Raw genomic sequence first — 16,395 nt, forward strand, 5'->3', positions numbered from 1 at the left:
GCCGGAACAGCACGAACACGGTCAGCGCCGACCAGATGCCGACCAGGCCCCAGCTCAGGGCCAGCGACGCCCACACCACGGGCAGGAAGCCGAACAGTGCGGCGCAGAAGTTGGCCGTGCGCAGGAAGCGGGCGTCCCCGGCGCCCAGCAGCACGCCGTCCAGCACGAACACGACGCCGCCGACCGGCTGGAGCAGCACGAAGAACCACCACGCCCGCGGGGTCTGGGCCAGCACCGCCGGATCGCTGGTGAACAGCGGCGGCAGGACCGTGGCCAGGGCGGCGAACAGCGCGGCCAGCGCCAGTCCGAAGACCAGGCCGTAGCGGGTGACCTGCCAGGCCACGCGCGTGGCCCACTCCCTGTCGCCGGCCCCGAGGGCCGAGCCGACGAGGGTCTGCGCGGCGATGGCCAGCGCGTCGAGCACGAACGCCAGGAACATCCACAGCTGGAACACGATCTGGTGCGCCCCGACCGTCGCGGCCGAGGTGTGGGCGGCGACGGCGGTGGCCGAGATCCAGCAGGCCTGGAACGCCAACCCCAGCAGCGCGACGTCACGGCCGAACGCCAGCTGCTCGCGTAGGGCAGCGACGCGTGGCCGCAGCGACACGCCCTCGGCCCGCAGCGCCCGCACGAACAGGCCGGCGGAGATCAACTGCGCGACGACGTTGGCGATGGCCGAACCGTTGAGCCCCCAACCCACGCCGTGCACCAGCACCGGGCACAGCACGGCGGACACGCCGTTGCCGGCCAGCACGTACCGCAGCGGCCGCCGCATGTCCTGCACGCCGCGCATCCACCCATTGCCGGCCATCGTCACCAGCACCAGCGGCGCCCCCAGCAGCGCGACCCGCAGCCAGCCCACCGCGGCCGCCGCCGACTCCGGCGAACCGGCCAGCACCCCGGCGACCGGCCCCGCCACCAGCTGACCGACCGCGAGCAGCACCAGCCCGGCCAGCACGGCGAACCACGTGGCCTGCACGCCCTCGGCCACGGCGTCGGCCCGCCGGCCGGCCCCGTGCAGGCGGGCGGCGCGGGCCGTGGTGCCGAAGGTCAGGAAGGTCATCTGCTGCGCGACCTGCGACAACACGATCGACCCCACCGACAGCCCGGCCAGCGGCACCACGCCGAGATGCCCGACGACGGCGGTGTCCACCAGCAGATAGAGGGGTTCGGCGGCGAGCACGCCCAGCGCCGGCACGGCCAGTCTCAACAGCTGCACGGCATCCTCCGGTAATGAGCACTAGGCCTTTGAGCCCCTGACGGCCGGAGCCTACGGTAAGGTCCGTTCGTGGACAACGCTGCTTACCTGGACGTCGCGCTCCGGCTGGCCAACGCCGACCTGAGCGAGGTGGACGGCCTGCGCGAGGCCCTGTACGACGAGCCGTGGTGGGCCGACCGCGTCCGCGACGAGGACCTCGCGGCGCTGCGGCCGGTGGCCGACGGCCTGCGCCGCGTGCTGGCCGCGGGCGTCGCCGCCGACCGCGTGGCCGTGCAGCGCGAGACCAACGCCCTGCTGGCCGCGCACCCGCTACGGCCGCAGTTGTCCTCGGGTCACGGCGAGAAGGAGAACTGGCACGTGCACGTGGCCGACCCTGGCCAGTCGCCCGCCACCGAGGTCGCCGCCGCGGCGGCGTGGGGCGTGGCGCAGGGCATCGTCCACTACGGACTGGAACGCTGGGGCCGCTGCGCCGCCGAGGACTGCGGCAAGTACTTCCTGGACACCTCGACCAACCGCGCCAAGCGGTTCTGCTCCCCGCGCTGCGCCAACCGCGTGCACGTGGCGGCCTTCCGCTCGCGCCGCCGCGACTGACCGACCGCCCCCATGCAGGGAAGGACGCCTTACCTGCATGGCCGCACGGAGGCAAGGCGTCCTTCCCTGCGTTCAACGAGGGTAAGGCGTCCTTCCCTGCATAACCGGGGGCGGCTAGAGGCCGCGTTTGGTCAGCTCGTCCAGCAGCTCGCGGTCGGCCACGTGCCGGCCCTTCACGCCGTCCAGGTAGAAGTTGAACGCGTCCTGCCGGCCGGTGCGGGTGAACAGGGTGCGCAGCTGGGCCAGCAACTCCACCACCAGCGCCTCGTTGTGGGCGTGGGTGTCGTCGTCGAGCGCCTGCTCCACCAGACCCCGGTACACCGCGATCGCGTCACCGGGATGGTCGGCCGACCGCACGCGGGCCAGCTCCGCCCACACCTCGTCGGTGCAACCGTGCGCCACCGCGGTCTGCCACGCGGCCTCCGGCTGGTCGTCGTGAATGAGCACGCGCACCAGCACGGAGTTCGTGACCACGTCCGAGGCGCTCTCGGCCAGCCGTCGCACCACGGTGTCGCGTTGCTCGGGCCAGCTGCCGGCGTGCTCGGCGACGGTGCGCAGCCGCAGGTAGGTGTCCATGGCCGGCTGGTTGCTGAAGATGCGCATCCGCATCGACACCGCCCGGTCGAACCAGCCCATGCGCACGCACTCGTCCACCGCCACGTCGACCAGTCGCGAGGCCACGCCGCGCCAACCGCTGGCCGACAGCCCCTGGCCCACCCACTCCAGCACCTGCTCGGAGCGCCCGGCCTCCTGCAACAACGTCGCGATGCGCAGGTAGTGCCAGCCCGAGGACAGGTCCTTGGCCAGCGCCATCACCTGAAGCTCGACGTCGCCCAGGTGCTCGGCGAGGTCCTCGGTCACTCGCAGCACCGCCCACCGGTGCCGGTCGAAGGTCGGGCGCTGCCCGAACTCCAGCACCGGCAGCGCCGAACACAGCGCCTCCGCCGCCTCTCGGTACGCCGTCAGCCCCGTCGACCCCAGCGCGCCGGCGTAGTCGGTCAGCTGGACCTGCGGCCCCTCGGGATGCTCCACCTGCAACGCCAACAGCCACCGGGCCAGCCGGTGCGGATCACCCTGGTGCAGCCGGCAGGCCGTGGCGTGCGCGGACAACGCCCGCTCGGCCAGCTCCCGGATCACCGCGACGCGCTCCGGCAACCGCACCAGCGCGGCGGCCAGGGCCTCCACGACGTACTCGGCGAGCTCCACGGCGTCGATCGTCTTGGCCGCGCGGACCAGGCCCTCCAGCGCGGACACCACCTCGGCCAGCGCGCGGCGCGGATCGTCACCGCCCGTGAGCGCGGCCTCCACGGCGACGCGGGTGCGCACCGCGTCCCCGACCTCCTCCGCCCCCGGACCACCGGGTTGGCCGCTGATCACCGCACAATCAAACCCCACTTCACACGGCAGGTGAACGCAGTCGAACCGTTCGGAGCAGTCCGATCACCGCCCGGACGCGAAACAGCGCGGGGCGTGACCGACGGTGCCCGCCACCCGCGTCACCGCCCACCGAATTGGCGACCACGGATCGATAGCACAGGTGCGCCGATCGTGACGCGTATTTCACGACCGGAAGAACCGTCAATTGTTGCCGTCCGGTCACGATGGTGAAGCGCATGCAACCAATTCGACCCCATCACTCGACCGGAGCAGTGCGGCAGCATATCGGAATCTCTAGGGTTGTTCCATGCATATTCGCGTGGATTACGACGAGGGGCTGCACGCAGTCTACGAACGAGGACGCGTGCTGCCGCCGGAGACCGTCGCCACGTGGATGGCCGCCCTGGAGCGCAACGCGCCGACGCGGCGCCCGCTGACCGTGCTCGACCTGGGCTCCGGCACCGGCCGGTTCAGCGACGCCATCGCCGACACCTTCGGCGGCCCGGTCTACGGCGTCGAGCCCTCGGCCCGGATGCGCGAGGTGGCCTCAGTAGCGCACCGACATCGGGCCGTGACCTATCTGGACGGTCGGGCCGAGGCGATCCCGCTGCCCGACCACAGCTGTGATTTGTCCGTAATGTTCCTTGTCCTGCACCACATCGAGCACCCCATGCTCGGCGTGAAGGAGCTGGCCCGGGTGCTGCGCCCGGGTGCCCGGCTGTGCGTGCACAGCGGCTTCTCCGGCCAGATGCACGACCACGTCTGGTACCGCTACTTCACCCGCGCCCGCGAGGTCGACGACCTGGTCTTCCCGCGCCTGGACGAGGTCATCGCCCAGTTCGCCGAGGCCGGCCTCGGCTACGTCGGGCTCGACCAGGTCGACCAGCAGGTCGCGGCCAGCCTGCCCGCCTATTTCGAGCGATTTCGACACCGTTCCTTTTCCACCTTGCAACATATGTCGGAAGAGGAGATCGCCGAGGGCATGGCCGCCATGCGCGAGGCCGCGGCGCGCGCCGAAGGCGAGCCGCCCGAGCCGGTAATCCAAACGGCGGACCTCCTCGTCCTTGAGCGTCTCGACGAGTAGTCGGACACCCACGGTCGGTGTGTCGGAAATCTCGGAAATCCTGTGCGCACGGCCGGACGGGCGAGCCCCCGCCGCTAATCCCGGAAATGACGAAGCCCCCGAACCCGATCGGGTCCGGGGGCTTCGTCGCGCACTCAGGCGCGCGGGCCGTCCGACAACTCGGTGTAACCGCCGTGGGCCGGCGGCTCCTCCGAGGTGATCTGCGCGGCCGCCCGCTCCGCGGCCCGCACCGCGTGCGTGGCCTCCGTCTCGGCCGGCGCGGCGAACCAGTCCGCCACCGAGTCGTCCATCTCCTCGGCCGGCGGCGTGGGGTCCGGGGCCGGCGGCTCGTAGCGGAACACGCCGTCGTCGCCGGGCTTGCCCAGCAGCCGGGCGAAGCCCTCCAGGGCCTTGCCGTAGTCGGTGGGCACCAGCCACACCTTGTTGGCGTCGCCCTGCGCCATCTGCGGCAGCGTCTGCAGGTACTGGTAGGCCAGCACCTCCGGCGTCGGCCGGCCCGCCTTGATCGCCGCGAACACCTTCTCGATGGCCTTGGCCTGGCCCTGGGCCTGCAGGTAGCGGGCCGCCCGCTCGCCCTCGGCCCGCAGGATCCGGGACTGCCGGTCGGCCTCCGCGGCCAGGATCGCCGCCGTCTTGGCGCCCTCGGCCGCCAGGATCTGGCCCTGCTTCTGGCCCTCGGCCGTCTTGATCGCCGACTCCCGCTGGCCCTCGGCGGTCAGGATCATCGCGCGCTTCTCCCGGTCGGCGCGCATCTGCTTCTCCATCGAGTCCTGGATCGACGGCGGCGGGTCGATGGCCTTGAGCTCGACCCGCGCGACCCGGATGCCCCAGCGGCCGGTCGCCTCGTCCAGCACCCCGCGCAGCTGGTTGTTGATCGAGTCGCGCGAGGTCAGCGTCTGCTCAAGGCTCATGCCGCCGACCACGTTGCGCAGCGTCGTGGTGGTCAGCTGCTCCACACCGACGATGTAGTTGGAGATCTCGTAGACCGCGGCCCGCGGGTCGGTCACCTGGAAGTACACGACGGTGTCGATGGAGACCGTCAGGTTGTCCTCGGTGATCACCGGCTGCGGCGGGAAGGACACCACCTGTTCACGCAGGTCGATCCGCGCCCGCACCCGGTCGAGGAACGGCATCAGCAGCTTCGGGCCCGGCGTGGCGGTGGCCCGGTACCGGCCCAGCCGCTCGATCACCGCCGCCTGCGCCTGCGGGATGATCAGCACGGACTTCACCGCGATCGTCAACACCACCAGGATGATGACGATCACGACGATGATCGTGGTCACTGTCGCTGCCTCCATCAGTTCTCCGCCCACACGATTGCCGTCGCTCCCGAGATGTCCATGACGATCACCTGTTGGCCCGGCTCCAAACGCTGCGTCGGCTCGAACGCCCGAGCCGACCACACCTCGCCCTTGATGCGCACCCGGCCGCCGTGCTCGTCCACCGTGGCGAGCACCTCGGCCTGCACGCCCTTGAGCGCCTGAATGTTGGTGGTCAGGTGCTCGTGGCCCGACATCAGCCGGCTGCGCAGGATGGGCCGCACCGCGAAGACGCCGACCACCGCCGTCACGCCGAACACGATCCCGTCCACCAACAGGCTGCCGCCGATCACGTCGGCCAGCGCGGCCGCCAGCCCCGCCGCGCCCAGCATCACGAGGACGAAGTCCCCGGACACCACCTCGGCGATCACCAGCGCGACACCGAACAGGAGCCACAGCAGAGCGGCCATGCCCCCATCGTGGCAGAACCGGGCCGCCACCATCGGGCGACCACTCCGCACGTGACACGGGCGTGACCTACACCGGTTCCGTGACGAAGTCGATCAACCGCTCGACCGCCCCCAGCAGCGGCGTCTCCAGGTCCCTGAAGCCCTTCACACCGGCCAGCACCCGCCGCCAGCCCTCGACCGGCTCACCCCAGCCAAGCGCCTCGCAGATGCCCTCCTTCCACGGCACCCCGCGCGGGATCACCGGCCACGCCCGGATGCCGACCGAGGAGGGCTTCACCGCCTGCCAGATGTCGACGTAGGGATGCCCGGTGACCAGCACGTTCTCGTCACGGATGGACGAGACCAGCCGGGACTCCTTGGAGCCCCCGACCAGGTGGTCCACCAGCACACCCAGCCGCCGGTCGCGGCCCGTGCCGAACTCCTCGATGCGCTCGGGCAGCACGTCCACGCCGTCCAGCGGCTCCACCACGACGCCCTCGACCCGCAGGTCGTGCCCCCACACGCGCTCCACCAGGGTCGCGTCGTGCAGGCCCTCCACCCAGATCCGGCTGTCCCGGGCCGTGCGGGCCCGCAGCCCGTCGACCTTCACCGAGCCGGAAGCCGACAACTTCTTCTCGGGGGCCTGCTGCGGCCGGACCAGCGTCACCGGCCGGCCGTCGACGAGGAAGCCGGCGGGTGTCAGCGGGAACAGCCGGTGCCGGCCGTGCCGGTCCTCCAGCACCACGTTGCCCGCCTCGAACCGGACGACCGCGCCGCAGAACCCGGAGGCCGGGTCCTCCACGACGGTGCCCGGCTCGGCCGCGACCTCGGGGATCTCCCGGCGCTTCTTCGGTCCGGCCAGCACATCGCGGCCGTAGTCGTGGGAACGCACAGCGCCGGACCCTATCGGGTGATGCCGATGTTCTCGTGGAGGAACTCCAGCGTGGCGGCCCACGCCGCGGCGCGGGCCTTGGTGTTGACCTCCGGCGTGCCGCCCATCTCGAACCGCACGCCCGGCCCCGGCGAGAGCGTGTCGGTGTACGGCTGCCCCGGCTGCCCGTTGAGCGGGTGGCCAGCCCCCTCATATATGCGCAGCTCCACGTTGTCGGCGCCGACGGCGCTGCTGTACTCGACGCTCGGCCAGTTCTGGTCGTCGCTGCCGCACAGCATCAGCACCGGGCCGCCGATCCGCTCCACCGGGATCCGCCAGGCCGACGCGTCCTCGGGCACGTCCGGGAAGGCCAGCCGCAGCCGCACCGGCTCCCGCTGCTCCACCTGGTCCCGCAGCTCGTCGCGCACCTCGTACGGCAGATACGGCAGCGGCTTGCGGCGCAGCGTCCACGACGCGGCCGGCGTGTCCAGGATGTCCAGCAGCGAGCCCCGAGTGTAGTCGATGCCCTGCGTCACCAGGCCGCCGCCGGCCACGCTGACCACCGCGCCCACCCGGTCGTCGTGTGCCCCGACCAGCAGCGCCGCCTCGCCGCCGCGCGAACCCCCGACGACGCCGATCTTGCCCGTGGCGAAGGAGGCGATCTTGTCCACCGCCGCGAAGAAGTACTCCAGTGGGATGTCCACCAGCCCCGGCGGCAGCGTCCCCGCCCCGAAGTAGGCCAGGGCCAACACGTTGTAGCCCTCCGCGTGCAGCGCCCGCGCGTCACGCTCGTGCAGGCCGCCCTCGGCGCCGCCCAGCAGCAGCACGCCGGGCGCGGACACGGGTTGGGTGAGGAGGAGGCTCTCGGTCACCCGTCGAGTGTGTCGGTCCCGGCAACCAACCGATCATCGGGCCCGGCGGCAAAGTCGTCCTGGTCGTCCGGCGATCAGCTTCGGGTTCGATGCTGTCCGGAAACCGCTGGCTTCCCTTTCGGTCCCGCGGCGAACATGGAGCCGTGACGACCTACTCGGCCGTGCGCACGACCGGCATCTACTGCCGGCCCGGCTGCGGCGCCAAACCCCTCGCGGAGAACGTCCGCACGTTCGAACTGGCCGCCACCGCCGAGGCCGCGGGCTACCGGGCGTGCCTGCGCTGCCGGCCGTACCGGGTGGCTGGGGCGGTGCCCGAGGACGCGCCGGAACTGGTGTGCCGGGCCGTGCAGCTGATCATCGACGGGGCGCTGGACGAGGCGACCGAGGACGCCGTCGGGGCACAGCTCGGCATCTCGGCCCGACACCTCCGGCGGCTGTTCGCCGACCACCTGGGCGTCACCCCGGACGGCTTCGCCCGCTCCCGGCGGGCGCATTTCGCCCGTCGGCTGCTCGACGACACCGACCTCGGCATCGCCCAGGTGGCCTTCGCGTCGGGGTTCGGCAGCCTGCGCCAGTTCAACCGGGCCATGCGCGAGGTGTTCCGGGCCGCGCCCAGCGACCTGCGGGCCCGCCGCCGCAAGGCCGACCGCCTCGTCGCGGACGGCGGGCTGGTGCTGCGGATGCCGTTCGAGCCGTCCTACGACTGGCCCGCGATGCTCGACGTGCTGCGGGGTTCTTCGGTGCCGGGCGTGGAGTCCGTTGTGGACGGGGTGTACCGGCGGACGATCGTTCTCGACGGTGATCCGGGGATGTTGGAGATCGGCCCCGGCGGGGACGACCACCTCCTGTTGCGCGCGCACCTGCCGTACTGGGAGGGCGTGATCCACGTCGTCGAACGCGCCGCCCGGCTCGTGGGTGTCGACCGTGGGTCGCCGGGCGCGTGGACGCCGTTGGAAGTGGCCGTCGCCGCCGTTGCCGACGATGTCGCGGAGCTTGTGCGCCGGCATGGGGCACCGGTCGCCGGCCTCGGTTTCGGGCTCACCCATGCCTTTCCCGCCGCCGAGGCGCTGGTCGGCGAACCAGGCCCCGTCGGCGAGGTGGCGCGGGCGGTGCTCGACGGCCGGCTCCGCACCGATGAGTTGCCGGCGTCGGCTGTGCGCCGCCTCAGCGCAGCAGGTCGTTGAGCTCGCCGTAGGACATCGCGTCGGCCAAGGTGTCGTAGGTACCGGCGGTCAACAGCTCCCGTGCGGCGGCGGCCGCAACGCCGTAGGCGGCTTGGGCAATGCCGGTGCCGACGCTGATCCGGGCCACGCCCAGCGCGGCCAGCTCGGCGATCGAGGGCGCGCCCGGGTGGGCCATCACGTTGAGCGGCAACGGTCCGTCGACCAGCACCTTGATCACGGCCGGATCGACGACGCCCGGCACGAAGAGGGAATCGGCGCCGGCGGCGGCGTAGCGCTCGGCCCGGGCGAGGGTCTCGTCGATGCTGCCGGAGCCCATCAGGAAGGTGTCGGTGCGGGCGTTGATCACCAGGTCACCGGCCGCGCGGGCGGCGGCCAGGCGGTCAACCTGCCGTTCGACGTCGACCAGGCTTCCGGCGGCGCTGTCCTCGATATTCACGCCCAGCGCCCCGGTCGACGCCGCCTCGGCGATGGTCCACGCGACCTCTTCAGGCGTGTCGCCGTAGCCGTCCTCGATGTCCGCCGTCACGGGCACGGTCACCGCCCGCACGATCCGGCGCAGCGCCTCCAGGGCGACGGTCCGTCCGAGGCCTCCGGCGTCGGGCACGCCTCGTGACCACGACACTCCACCGCTGGTGGTGGCAATGGCCTTCGCCCCGGCGGCCTGGATCGCCGCAGCGGAAGCGGGGTCCCAAGCGTTGGGAAGCACCAGCGGCGTCGGCAGCGCTCGCAGCGCGTTCTCAGTCATGCCCACCAGCTTTGACGAGCGGGCCGGTCAGGTCTGGCCATATCCGGTCATGATCGACCGCACCGCCGCCGTCGTCCGCTCGACGTCGCCCGTGGCCAGCAGATCCAGCAGCGCTCCCCGCAGCACGGCCAGTGCCAGCGTCCGTTCGGTTTCCGCGGCTTTGGTGTCGCTGGCCGGCTGGGCATCGGCGAGGACCTTGAGCCAGTCCTCCACGGTCGTACGCGCGAAGTCCGTCCACGGTCCGTCCGGTGCGACCAGGGACCGGCTGTAGCCCTCCAGCCAGAGCGTGAGCAGCGCCCGGTGCTCGGGGGCGGCGAGCCAGGACCAGACCGCCTCCATGACCTCCGCCAGTCCGCCGCCACGGGCCTGGTCGAGCAGAACCAGCTGGTCGGCCCGTGCGCGGGCCAGCAGTTCGCGGACCAGGCCGTCCTTGCTGCCGAACAGGAACAGCAGCACCCGTGGGCTGGATCCGATGGCGGCGGCCAGCGGCCGCAGGGACAGGTCGGCCAGCCCGTGCTCCAGGGCGTAGGCGTAGGCCTGGCGCAGGAGGTCGTCGCGTCGGTCGGACATGACCGCTATCGTACTGAAACAGTCGTTTCAGTGGAGGCGGAGACATGGGTGTGGTGATCAGATTCGCGGACCGGCCGGGCGACCTGGGCTGGATCGTGCAGGCCCACGGCGAGCTCTACGCCCGCGAGGTCGGCTGGGACACCAGCTTCGAACGCCTGGTCGCCGGCATCCTCGGCGAGCTCGACCCGGCCCGGGACGCGGTGTGGATCGCCGAGTTGGACGGCCAGCGCGTCGGCTGCGTGTCGTGCATGGCGGGCTCCGACGGCGAGGCGGTGCTGCGGATCCTGTTGGTGCACCCCGACGGTCGTGGCCATGGCATCGGCGGCCGGCTGGTGGACACGTGCGTGGATCACGCCCGCGAGCAGGGATTCAAGCGGCTGCGGCTGTGGACCACCAACTGGCAGGAGGCCGCTCGGGAGGTCTACCTGCGGCGGGGTTTCACGTTGGTCGACGAGCAGCCGCAGCGGCGGTTCGGGGCCGAGGTCGTCGGGCAGACGTACCGGCTGGATCTGGCCGGGTGAGAGAACCGTCCGGGAGAGCGGACAGAACTCCCGCCAAGATCTTGTCTAGACCAATCAAGTGCCCGTACCGTCCCGCCGACACGTGTGACATCGATGTCAGCGAAGGCGGTAACGGATGAGACCCCCTGCTCTCGTCGTTTCGGTCCTGATGGCCCTGTCGGTGCTGGTCGGCGTGCCCTCCGTGGCCGCGGCCGACCCGGTCGGGTCGGTGAACCCGTTCATCGGCACCCAGAACAACCCGAGCGCCAGCTATCCGCCGTTCGGCAAGGGCTACGGCAACACCTTCCCGGGCGCGACCACGCCGTTCGGCATGGTGCAGTTCAGCCCCGACACCTACAACACGGCCTCGGGCGCGGACAACTGGGGCGGCTACGAGTACCCGGCCAACCAGATCCGCGGCTTCAGCCTCACCCACCTCGACGGCACCGGCTGCGAGGGCTCGTTCGGCTTCCACGACCTGCCGTTCATGCCGTACACAGGCACGCTGAACAGCAATGGCTCCCTGCCCTCCTCCCCCGCGACCAACGCCGCCGCCTACCGCTCGGGCTTCAGCCACAGCACCGAGACCGCCAGCCCTGGGCGCTACGGCGTGGCCCTGGCCAACGGGGCGCAGGTCGACCTCACCGCCACCGCCCGCACCGGCATGGCCCGGTTCACCTTCCCAGCCGGCAAGCCCGCCACGGTGCTGATCAACGCCGGCGGGTCGGCCAACGGCACCAGCGCCTCCTCGGTGTCGGTCAGCGGCAACACCGTCACCGGCTCGGCCCGCAGCACGGGTACGTGCGGCGGCGGCAGCTACACCGTCTACTTCTCGGCCCGCTTCGACCAGACCGTCAGCAACTTCGGCACCTGGAACGGCGGCACCGTCACCTCGCGCGGGACCTCCGCCTCGGGCACGAACACCGGCACCTACCTGACCTTCCCGGCCGGTTCCACAGTCACCGTCCGGGTTGGACTGTCCTATGTGCGCACGTCCAACGCCGCCGGCAACGTGGCCGCGGAGAACCCCTCGGCGAGCTTCGACACCGTGGCGGCCAACGCGTCCGCCGTGTGGGCGTCCAAGCTGGGGGCGGTCCGCACCACCGGCGGATCCGCGACCCAGCAGAGCGTGTTCTACACGGCGCTCTACCACTCGCTGCTGCACCCCAACGTCTTCGACGACAGCAACGGCGAGTACCCCGGCATGGACGGCCAGATCCACACCGTGGCCGCCGGTCACCACCAGTACGCCAACTTCTCCGGCTGGGACGTCTACCGCTCCGAGGTGCAGCTGATCACCCTGCTGTTCCCCAGCGTCGGCTCGGACATGGCCCAGTCGCTGGTCAACGACGCCGGCCAGGCCGGCAGTTGGTACAACTGGCCGTACGCCAACGTGGCCACCAACATCATGAACGGCGACTCGCTGGAGTCGGTGGTCTCCAGCATCTACTCCTTCGGCGGCACCGGATTCGACGCCGCCGGCGCGCTGTCCAGCATGGTCGGCACCCAGTCCCTGCCGGCGACCAGGACCATCCGCGGCGGCCTGTACGAGTACGCCGGCGCCGGCTACATCCCGCGCGGCACCGGCAACGTCTGGGGTCCCGGGGCCACGACGCTGGAGTACGCCATCGACGACTTCGGCATCGCTCAGCTGGCCGGGCGGCTCGGCGACACCGGCAACTACACCGCCTTCATGCAACGGGCCCAGAACTGGCAGAACCTGTTCAGCCCGGCCACGAAGTCGATCACGCCCCGCTACCAGAACGGGCAGTTCGCCACCGACTACAACCTCAACTCCGACAACAACGACCAGTTCGTCGAGGGCACCGGCACCCAGTACAGCTGGATGGTGCCGCAGAACGTCGCCGCGCTGGTGGCCAAGATGGGCGGCAACGCCGCCGTGTCCAGCCGGCTCGACACGTTCTTCGGCCAGCTCAACGCCGGCGTGGCCAACGGGGCGTACGCGTGGCTGACCAACGAGCCCACCATCGGCACGCCCTACCTGTACAACTGGGTCGGCGCCCCGAGCAGGACGCAGGCGCTGGTCCGGCGGGTCCTGTCGAGCCTGTTCTCCAACGCCCCCACCGGGTTGCAGGGCAACGACGACCTCGGCGAGCTGTCGGCCAGCTACGTCTGGGGCGCGCTGGGCCTGTACCCGTCGATCACCGGGCGGGCCGAGCTGGCCCTGGCCAGCCCGATCTTCACCCAGGCCGTGATCAGCCGGGACAACGGCCGCGTGATCACCGTCAACGCCCCCACGTCGTCGGCGGCCAACCAGTACGTGTCGGCGCTCGCCGTCAACGGGGTCGGGCAGTCGAAGACGTGGCTGCCGGAGTCGTTCGTGGCCAACGGCGGCACCGTCGACTTCACCCTCACCGGCTCCCCGACCTCGTGGGGCACCGGGGCCGGCGACGCCCCGCCGTCGTTCTCCGACGGCCAGAACGGCTTCAACAACATCGGCGCCTCCAACGACGGGGCGCCCACCACGGCCAACCTCGACTCGTCCGGGCACAGCTACTCGACCCAGGCCCTGTCGGCGGCCGGTATCAACCCCGGCAGCACCGTCACCGCGAACGGCATGAACTTCACCTGGCCGTCCGCGGCTGCCGGCAAGCCCGACAACTGGCTGGTCAACGGCCAGGTGATCGACATGGGCGGCCGCTCGGCCAGCCGGATCTCCTTCCTCGGCTCGGCCAGCAACGGGCCGGCCACCGGCACGGCGACCGTCACCTACACCGACGGCAGCACCACGTCGGTGTCGATCACCATGACGGACTGGGCCGTGGCCACACCCCAGCCGGGTGACACCGTCGCGGCGACCCTGGCCCACTGGAACGCCACCGACGGCTCCACGCTGCGGACCTACCTGTTCGCCACCACACCCGTGGCACTCACCGTGGGCAAGCAGGTGCGCAGCGTCACACTGCCGGCGTCGACCGATCAGGGGGCCATGCATCTGTTCGCCATATCGGCCACCTGAATAATGGATCAATGCGGTTCGGTGTTCTCGGCTCGACCCTGATGTGGTCCGCCGACGGTGAGCAGGTCAACGTCGGCGGACCACGGGTGCGGACGTTGCTGACGTTGTTGCTGTTGGACGCGGGTCAGATCGTCCCGGCCGAGCGGCTCATCGACGGCCTGTACGGGGAGGACCCGCCGGCCAACGCCACCAACGCGCTGCAGGCGCAGGTGTCCCGGCTGCGCCGGGTCCTGCCCGGCGAGATCGAGCTCCACCCGAGCGGCTACCGCCTGGCCGTGAACTGGGTCGACATCGACGCCCACGTGTTCGCCCGCCTGGCCGCCGACGGCCGGCACGCGCTGGCCGGCGGCGACCACGCCCGTACGGCCAAGCTGCTGCGGGAGGCGCTGCAACTGTGGCGGGGGCCCGCGCTCAGCGACGCGCCGCTGGCCGACGCCGAGGCCACCCGGCTGGAAGAACTGCGGCTGACCGCGACCGAGGACCTGTTCGAGGCGGAGCTGGCCGCCGGCGACAACCCAGCTCTGGTCGCCGAGCTGCGGCAGCTCATCGCCCGCAACCCGCTGCGCGAGCGGCCCCCGGTCACTGCTCATGCGGGCGCTCTACGCCGCCGGCCGACAGGCCGAGGCCGCTGGAAGGTGTTCGAGGAAAGCCCGCACGCTGCTGGCCGACGACCTCGGCCCGACCCGTCACCGGAGTGACCGAGACGCACATGGCCGTGCTGCGCTCGGAGGCCGGCCCCAAGACCCGGCGGCGCGCGCTGCCGGCCCAGCTGACCAGCTTCGTCGGGCGGGCCGAGGAGCGGGACTACGTCGCCGCGCTGCTGGGCACGTCCCGGCTCGTGACGCTGCTGGGACCGGGCGGCGCGGGCAAGAACCGGCTGGCTGTGGAGGCCACCGCACCCTGACGGCGAAGATCTGCTTCGTCGACCTGGACGCGCTGGCCGAAGGACGACCTGGTGGCCCACGCCGTCGTCGCCGCCCTGGGGCTGCGCGACGCGGGCATGTTCTCCGCCGCCGCCACCGGCGACATCGTCGACCGCCTCACCACGGCCCTGGCCGACCGGCCCGTGCTGCTGCTCGTGGACAACTGCGAGCACGTCATCGCCGACATCGCGCTACTCGTGCACGAGCTGCTCGCCGCCTGCCCACGGCTGCGCGTGCTGGCCACCAGCCGGGAGGCGCTGGGCATCACCGGCGAGACCATCCACCCCGTCAGCCGGCTCACGCCCGACGCCGCACGCAAGCTGTTCGCCGACCGTGCGATGGCCGTACGCCGTGACTTCGTCATGGACGCCGCTGTCGTCGACCGGATCTGCGCGGGCCTGGACGGGCTGCCGCTGGCCATCGAGCTCGCCGCCGCGCGACTGCGCACGCTGTCCCTGGCCGACATCGCCGCGCGCCTGGACGACCGCTTCCAGCTGCTGTCACGGGGCGACCGCACCAAGGCGCAGCGGCACCAGACCCTGCACGCCGTCGTCGACTGGAGCTGGGACCTGCTCAGCCCCGACGAGCAGGCCGTCGCGCGTCGCCTGACCGTGTTCACCGGCGGCACCAGCTTGGCCGCGGCCGAACGCGTGTGCGCGCTGCCCGACACCATCGACCTGCTGGCCGACCTCGTCGACAAGTCGCTCATCGAGGTCGCCGACGGCCGCTACCGCATGCTCGACACCATCCGCGCCTTCTGCGCCGGGCACCTCGTCGACTTCGGCGAGGAGGACACCGTCCGCGACGCGCACCTCGCATACTTCGTCGAGCTCGTGCAGACCGCCGAGCCCCACCTGCGCGGCTCCGAGCAGCTGGGCTGGATCGCGCTGCTCAACACCGAGCACGCCAACATCCTCGCCGCCCTGCGTCGGGCCGTGCAGACCGCGCCCCTGACCGCCTTGCTCCTGGCCGGCGAGCTCGCCTCGTACTGGTACCTGCGTGGGCTGCGGGCCGAGGTCGCCCCCATCGCCACCGAACTGCTGGCCAAGATCGGCACCACGCCGCCCGAGGGTCTGTCCGAGGAGTACGTGCTGTGCGTGCTCATCGCCGCCATCGTGCACGGCGCAGAGACCCCGTGGCTGCTGCCGCACATGGCCGCCGCGCGCACCGTCGTGTTCGCCCAGACCGCCACGCCCCGGCTGCCCGCCGTCGTCGTGCTGTGGGCCCTGACCGCCGGGCCGCTCGACTGGCCCGACGACCGTCCCGTCGAGAGCTTCTTCGACGACTCCGGCTGGTTGCAGTCGCTGCGGCACTTCTCCACCGGGTGGAACGGCCTGTTCACCGGCGACGTGTCCACGGCCCGCGCCGGCTTCGAGCAGGCCCTCGTCGGCTACCGCGCCGTCGGGGACCGCTGGGGCATGTCCAACGCCGTCGACGCCCTGGCCATGCTCGCCCACTGGCGGGGCGAGTTCGACGAGGCCCTGCGCCTCACCGACGAGGCCATCTCCCTCACCGCCGAGCTTGAGGGCATCGAGGACCTCGCCGACCTCACCTGCCGCCGCGCCGACCGCCGTCTGCACTCCGGCGACCTCGCCGGCGCCCAGGCCGACTACGCCCGGGCCGAGACCCTCGCCCGTCGCACCGGCATTCCCGAGACCATCGCCAACGCCCAGCGGGGCCTCGCCGACATCGCCCGCCTCCAGGGCCGTCGCGACGACTCCCGCCGCCTCTATGAGCTCGCCCTCGCCGGCAGCCGGGCTGACACCGTCGG

The 16,395-nt window shown here is 71.7% G+C and carries 15 protein-coding genes and 1 pseudogene; 8 read left to right on the plus strand and 8 right to left on the minus strand.

Annotated features, from left to right (window positions below; all coding sequences use genetic code 11):
• Nucleotides 1–1,219: MATE family efflux transporter (locus KUTG_RS00465; protein ID WP_043714117.1), on the minus strand; the 1,219-nt coding region annotated here is incomplete at its 3' end.
• A 69-nt stretch (nt 1,220–1,288) separates the two neighbouring features.
• Between KUTG_RS00465 and KUTG_RS00470 the strand changes: the two genes are divergently transcribed.
• Nucleotides 1,289–1,810, plus strand: coding sequence for a CGNR zinc finger domain-containing protein (locus KUTG_RS00470; RefSeq protein ID WP_043714118.1), 522 nt, complete (start codon nt 1,289–1,291; stop codon nt 1,808–1,810).
• A 114-nt stretch (nt 1,811–1,924) separates the two neighbouring features.
• Here KUTG_RS00470 and KUTG_RS52625 read toward each other — a convergent pair whose 3' ends face one another.
• Entirely contained in the window at nt 1,925–3,187 is a 1,263-nt protein-coding gene (locus KUTG_RS52625) for a hypothetical protein (protein ID WP_052393618.1), read from the minus strand.
• Between the two features lie 307 nt (nt 3,188–3,494).
• Between KUTG_RS52625 and KUTG_RS00480 the strand changes: the two genes are divergently transcribed.
• Complete coding sequence (locus KUTG_RS00480; protein WP_084578751.1) at nt 3,495–4,271, plus strand: class I SAM-dependent methyltransferase; 777 nt, start codon at nt 3,495–3,497, stop codon at nt 4,269–4,271.
• A 134-nt stretch (nt 4,272–4,405) separates the two neighbouring features.
• Here the strand turns inward: KUTG_RS00480 and KUTG_RS00485 are convergent, their stop codons facing one another.
• The 4 genes from KUTG_RS00485 to KUTG_RS00500 form a co-directional block, all read right to left on the minus strand.
• Nucleotides 4,406–5,569, minus strand: coding sequence for an SPFH domain-containing protein (locus KUTG_RS00485; RefSeq protein WP_084580903.1), 1,164 nt, complete (start codon nt 5,567–5,569; stop codon nt 4,406–4,408).
• Nucleotides 5,569–6,000: an NfeD family protein gene (locus KUTG_RS00490; RefSeq protein ID WP_043727785.1), complete on the minus strand. Its 432-nt coding sequence runs from the start codon at nt 5,998–6,000 to the stop codon at nt 5,569–5,571. The genes KUTG_RS00485 and KUTG_RS00490 overlap by 1 nt, the downstream gene beginning before the upstream one ends.
• Nucleotides 6,001–6,067: 67 nt before the next feature.
• A complete protein-coding gene (locus tag KUTG_RS00495) occupies nt 6,068–6,871 on the minus strand; it encodes a DUF3097 domain-containing protein (protein ID WP_043714120.1) in 804 nt (267 codons plus the stop codon).
• 11 nt (nt 6,872–6,882) lie between these two features.
• Nucleotides 6,883–7,722, minus strand: coding sequence for an alpha/beta fold hydrolase (locus tag KUTG_RS00500; RefSeq protein ID WP_052393623.1), 840 nt, complete (start codon nt 7,720–7,722; stop codon nt 6,883–6,885).
• Nucleotides 7,723–7,865: 143 nt separating this feature from the next.
• Between KUTG_RS00500 and KUTG_RS00505 the strand changes: the two genes are divergently transcribed.
• The gene (locus KUTG_RS00505; protein ID WP_052393624.1) at nt 7,866–8,906 is read left to right on the plus strand and encodes a bifunctional transcriptional activator/DNA repair enzyme AdaA; all 1,041 of its coding nucleotides are present in this window, start codon (nt 7,866–7,868) and stop codon (nt 8,904–8,906) included.
• On the opposite strand, the gene KUTG_RS00510 is transcribed toward KUTG_RS00505, so the two are convergent.
• On the minus strand, nt 8,887–9,651 hold the full coding sequence (locus KUTG_RS00510; RefSeq protein WP_043714121.1) for an isocitrate lyase/PEP mutase family protein: 765 nt from the start codon (nt 9,649–9,651) through the stop codon (nt 8,887–8,889). The two genes, KUTG_RS00505 and KUTG_RS00510, sit on opposite strands and share 20 nt — an antisense overlap.
• A 27-nt stretch (nt 9,652–9,678) precedes the next feature.
• Nucleotides 9,679–10,221 carry a TetR/AcrR family transcriptional regulator gene (locus KUTG_RS00515; RefSeq protein WP_043714122.1) on the minus strand — a complete coding sequence of 181 codons (543 nt, stop codon included), beginning with the start codon at nt 10,219–10,221 and terminating at the stop codon, nt 9,679–9,681.
• A 44-nt stretch (nt 10,222–10,265) separates the two neighbouring features.
• Here KUTG_RS00515 and KUTG_RS00520 point away from each other — a divergent pair, with 44 nt between their 5' ends.
• The 5 genes and pseudogenes from KUTG_RS00520 to KUTG_RS00535 all read left to right on the plus strand — a co-directional run.
• Nucleotides 10,266–10,742 (plus strand): GNAT family N-acetyltransferase, encoded by a 477-nt coding sequence (locus KUTG_RS00520; RefSeq protein ID WP_043714123.1) that lies wholly within the window; start codon nt 10,266–10,268, stop codon nt 10,740–10,742.
• Nucleotides 10,743–10,857: 115 nt separating this feature from the next.
• Nucleotides 10,858–13,701, plus strand: a complete 2,844-nt coding sequence (locus KUTG_RS00525) for a GH92 family glycosyl hydrolase (RefSeq protein WP_063753458.1) — start codon at nt 10,858–10,860, stop codon at nt 13,699–13,701.
• A gap of 11 nt (nt 13,702–13,712) precedes the next feature.
• On the plus strand, nt 13,713–14,399 hold the full coding sequence (locus KUTG_RS52630; RefSeq protein ID WP_052393628.1) for an AfsR/SARP family transcriptional regulator: 687 nt from the start codon (nt 13,713–13,715) through the stop codon (nt 14,397–14,399).
• A complete protein-coding gene (locus KUTG_RS60420; RefSeq protein ID WP_052393632.1) occupies nt 14,396–14,605 on the plus strand; it encodes a hypothetical protein in 210 nt (69 codons plus the stop codon). The genes KUTG_RS52630 and KUTG_RS60420 overlap by 4 nt, the downstream gene beginning before the upstream one ends.
• Before the next feature lie 51 nt (nt 14,606–14,656).
• A pseudogene (locus tag KUTG_RS00535) lies at nt 14,657–16,395 on the plus strand (AfsR/SARP family transcriptional regulator); the annotation flags it as partial.

The sequence above is a fragment of the Kutzneria sp. 744 genome (assembly GCF_000568255.1).
Lineage (GTDB): Bacteria > Actinomycetota > Actinomycetes > Mycobacteriales > Pseudonocardiaceae > Kutzneria.

What these genes read in the sequence shown, in the direction of transcription:
- KUTG_RS00515 (WP_043714122.1), bottom strand. Translation starts at nt 10,221, where the DNA reads ATGTCCGACCGACGCGACGACCTCCTGCGCCAGGCCTACGCCTACGCC.
- KUTG_RS00520 (WP_043714123.1), top strand. Translation starts at nt 10,266, where the DNA reads ATGGGTGTGGTGATCAGATTCGCGGACCGGCCGGGCGACCTGGGCTGG.
- KUTG_RS00490 (WP_043727785.1), bottom strand. Translation starts at nt 6,000, where the DNA reads ATGGCCGCTCTGCTGTGGCTCCTGTTCGGTGTCGCGCTGGTGATCGCC.
- KUTG_RS52630 (WP_052393628.1), top strand. Translation starts at nt 13,713, where the DNA reads ATGCGGTTCGGTGTTCTCGGCTCGACCCTGATGTGGTCCGCCGACGGT.
- KUTG_RS00485 (WP_084580903.1), bottom strand. Translation starts at nt 5,569, where the DNA reads ATGGAGGCAGCGACAGTGACCACGATCATCGTCGTGATCGTCATCATC.
- KUTG_RS00510 (WP_043714121.1), bottom strand. Translation starts at nt 9,651, where the DNA reads ATGACTGAGAACGCGCTGCGAGCGCTGCCGACGCCGCTGGTGCTTCCC.
- KUTG_RS00480 (WP_084578751.1), top strand. Translation starts at nt 3,495, where the DNA reads ATGCATATTCGCGTGGATTACGACGAGGGGCTGCACGCAGTCTACGAA.
- KUTG_RS00525 (WP_063753458.1), top strand. Translation starts at nt 10,858, where the DNA reads ATGAGACCCCCTGCTCTCGTCGTTTCGGTCCTGATGGCCCTGTCGGTG.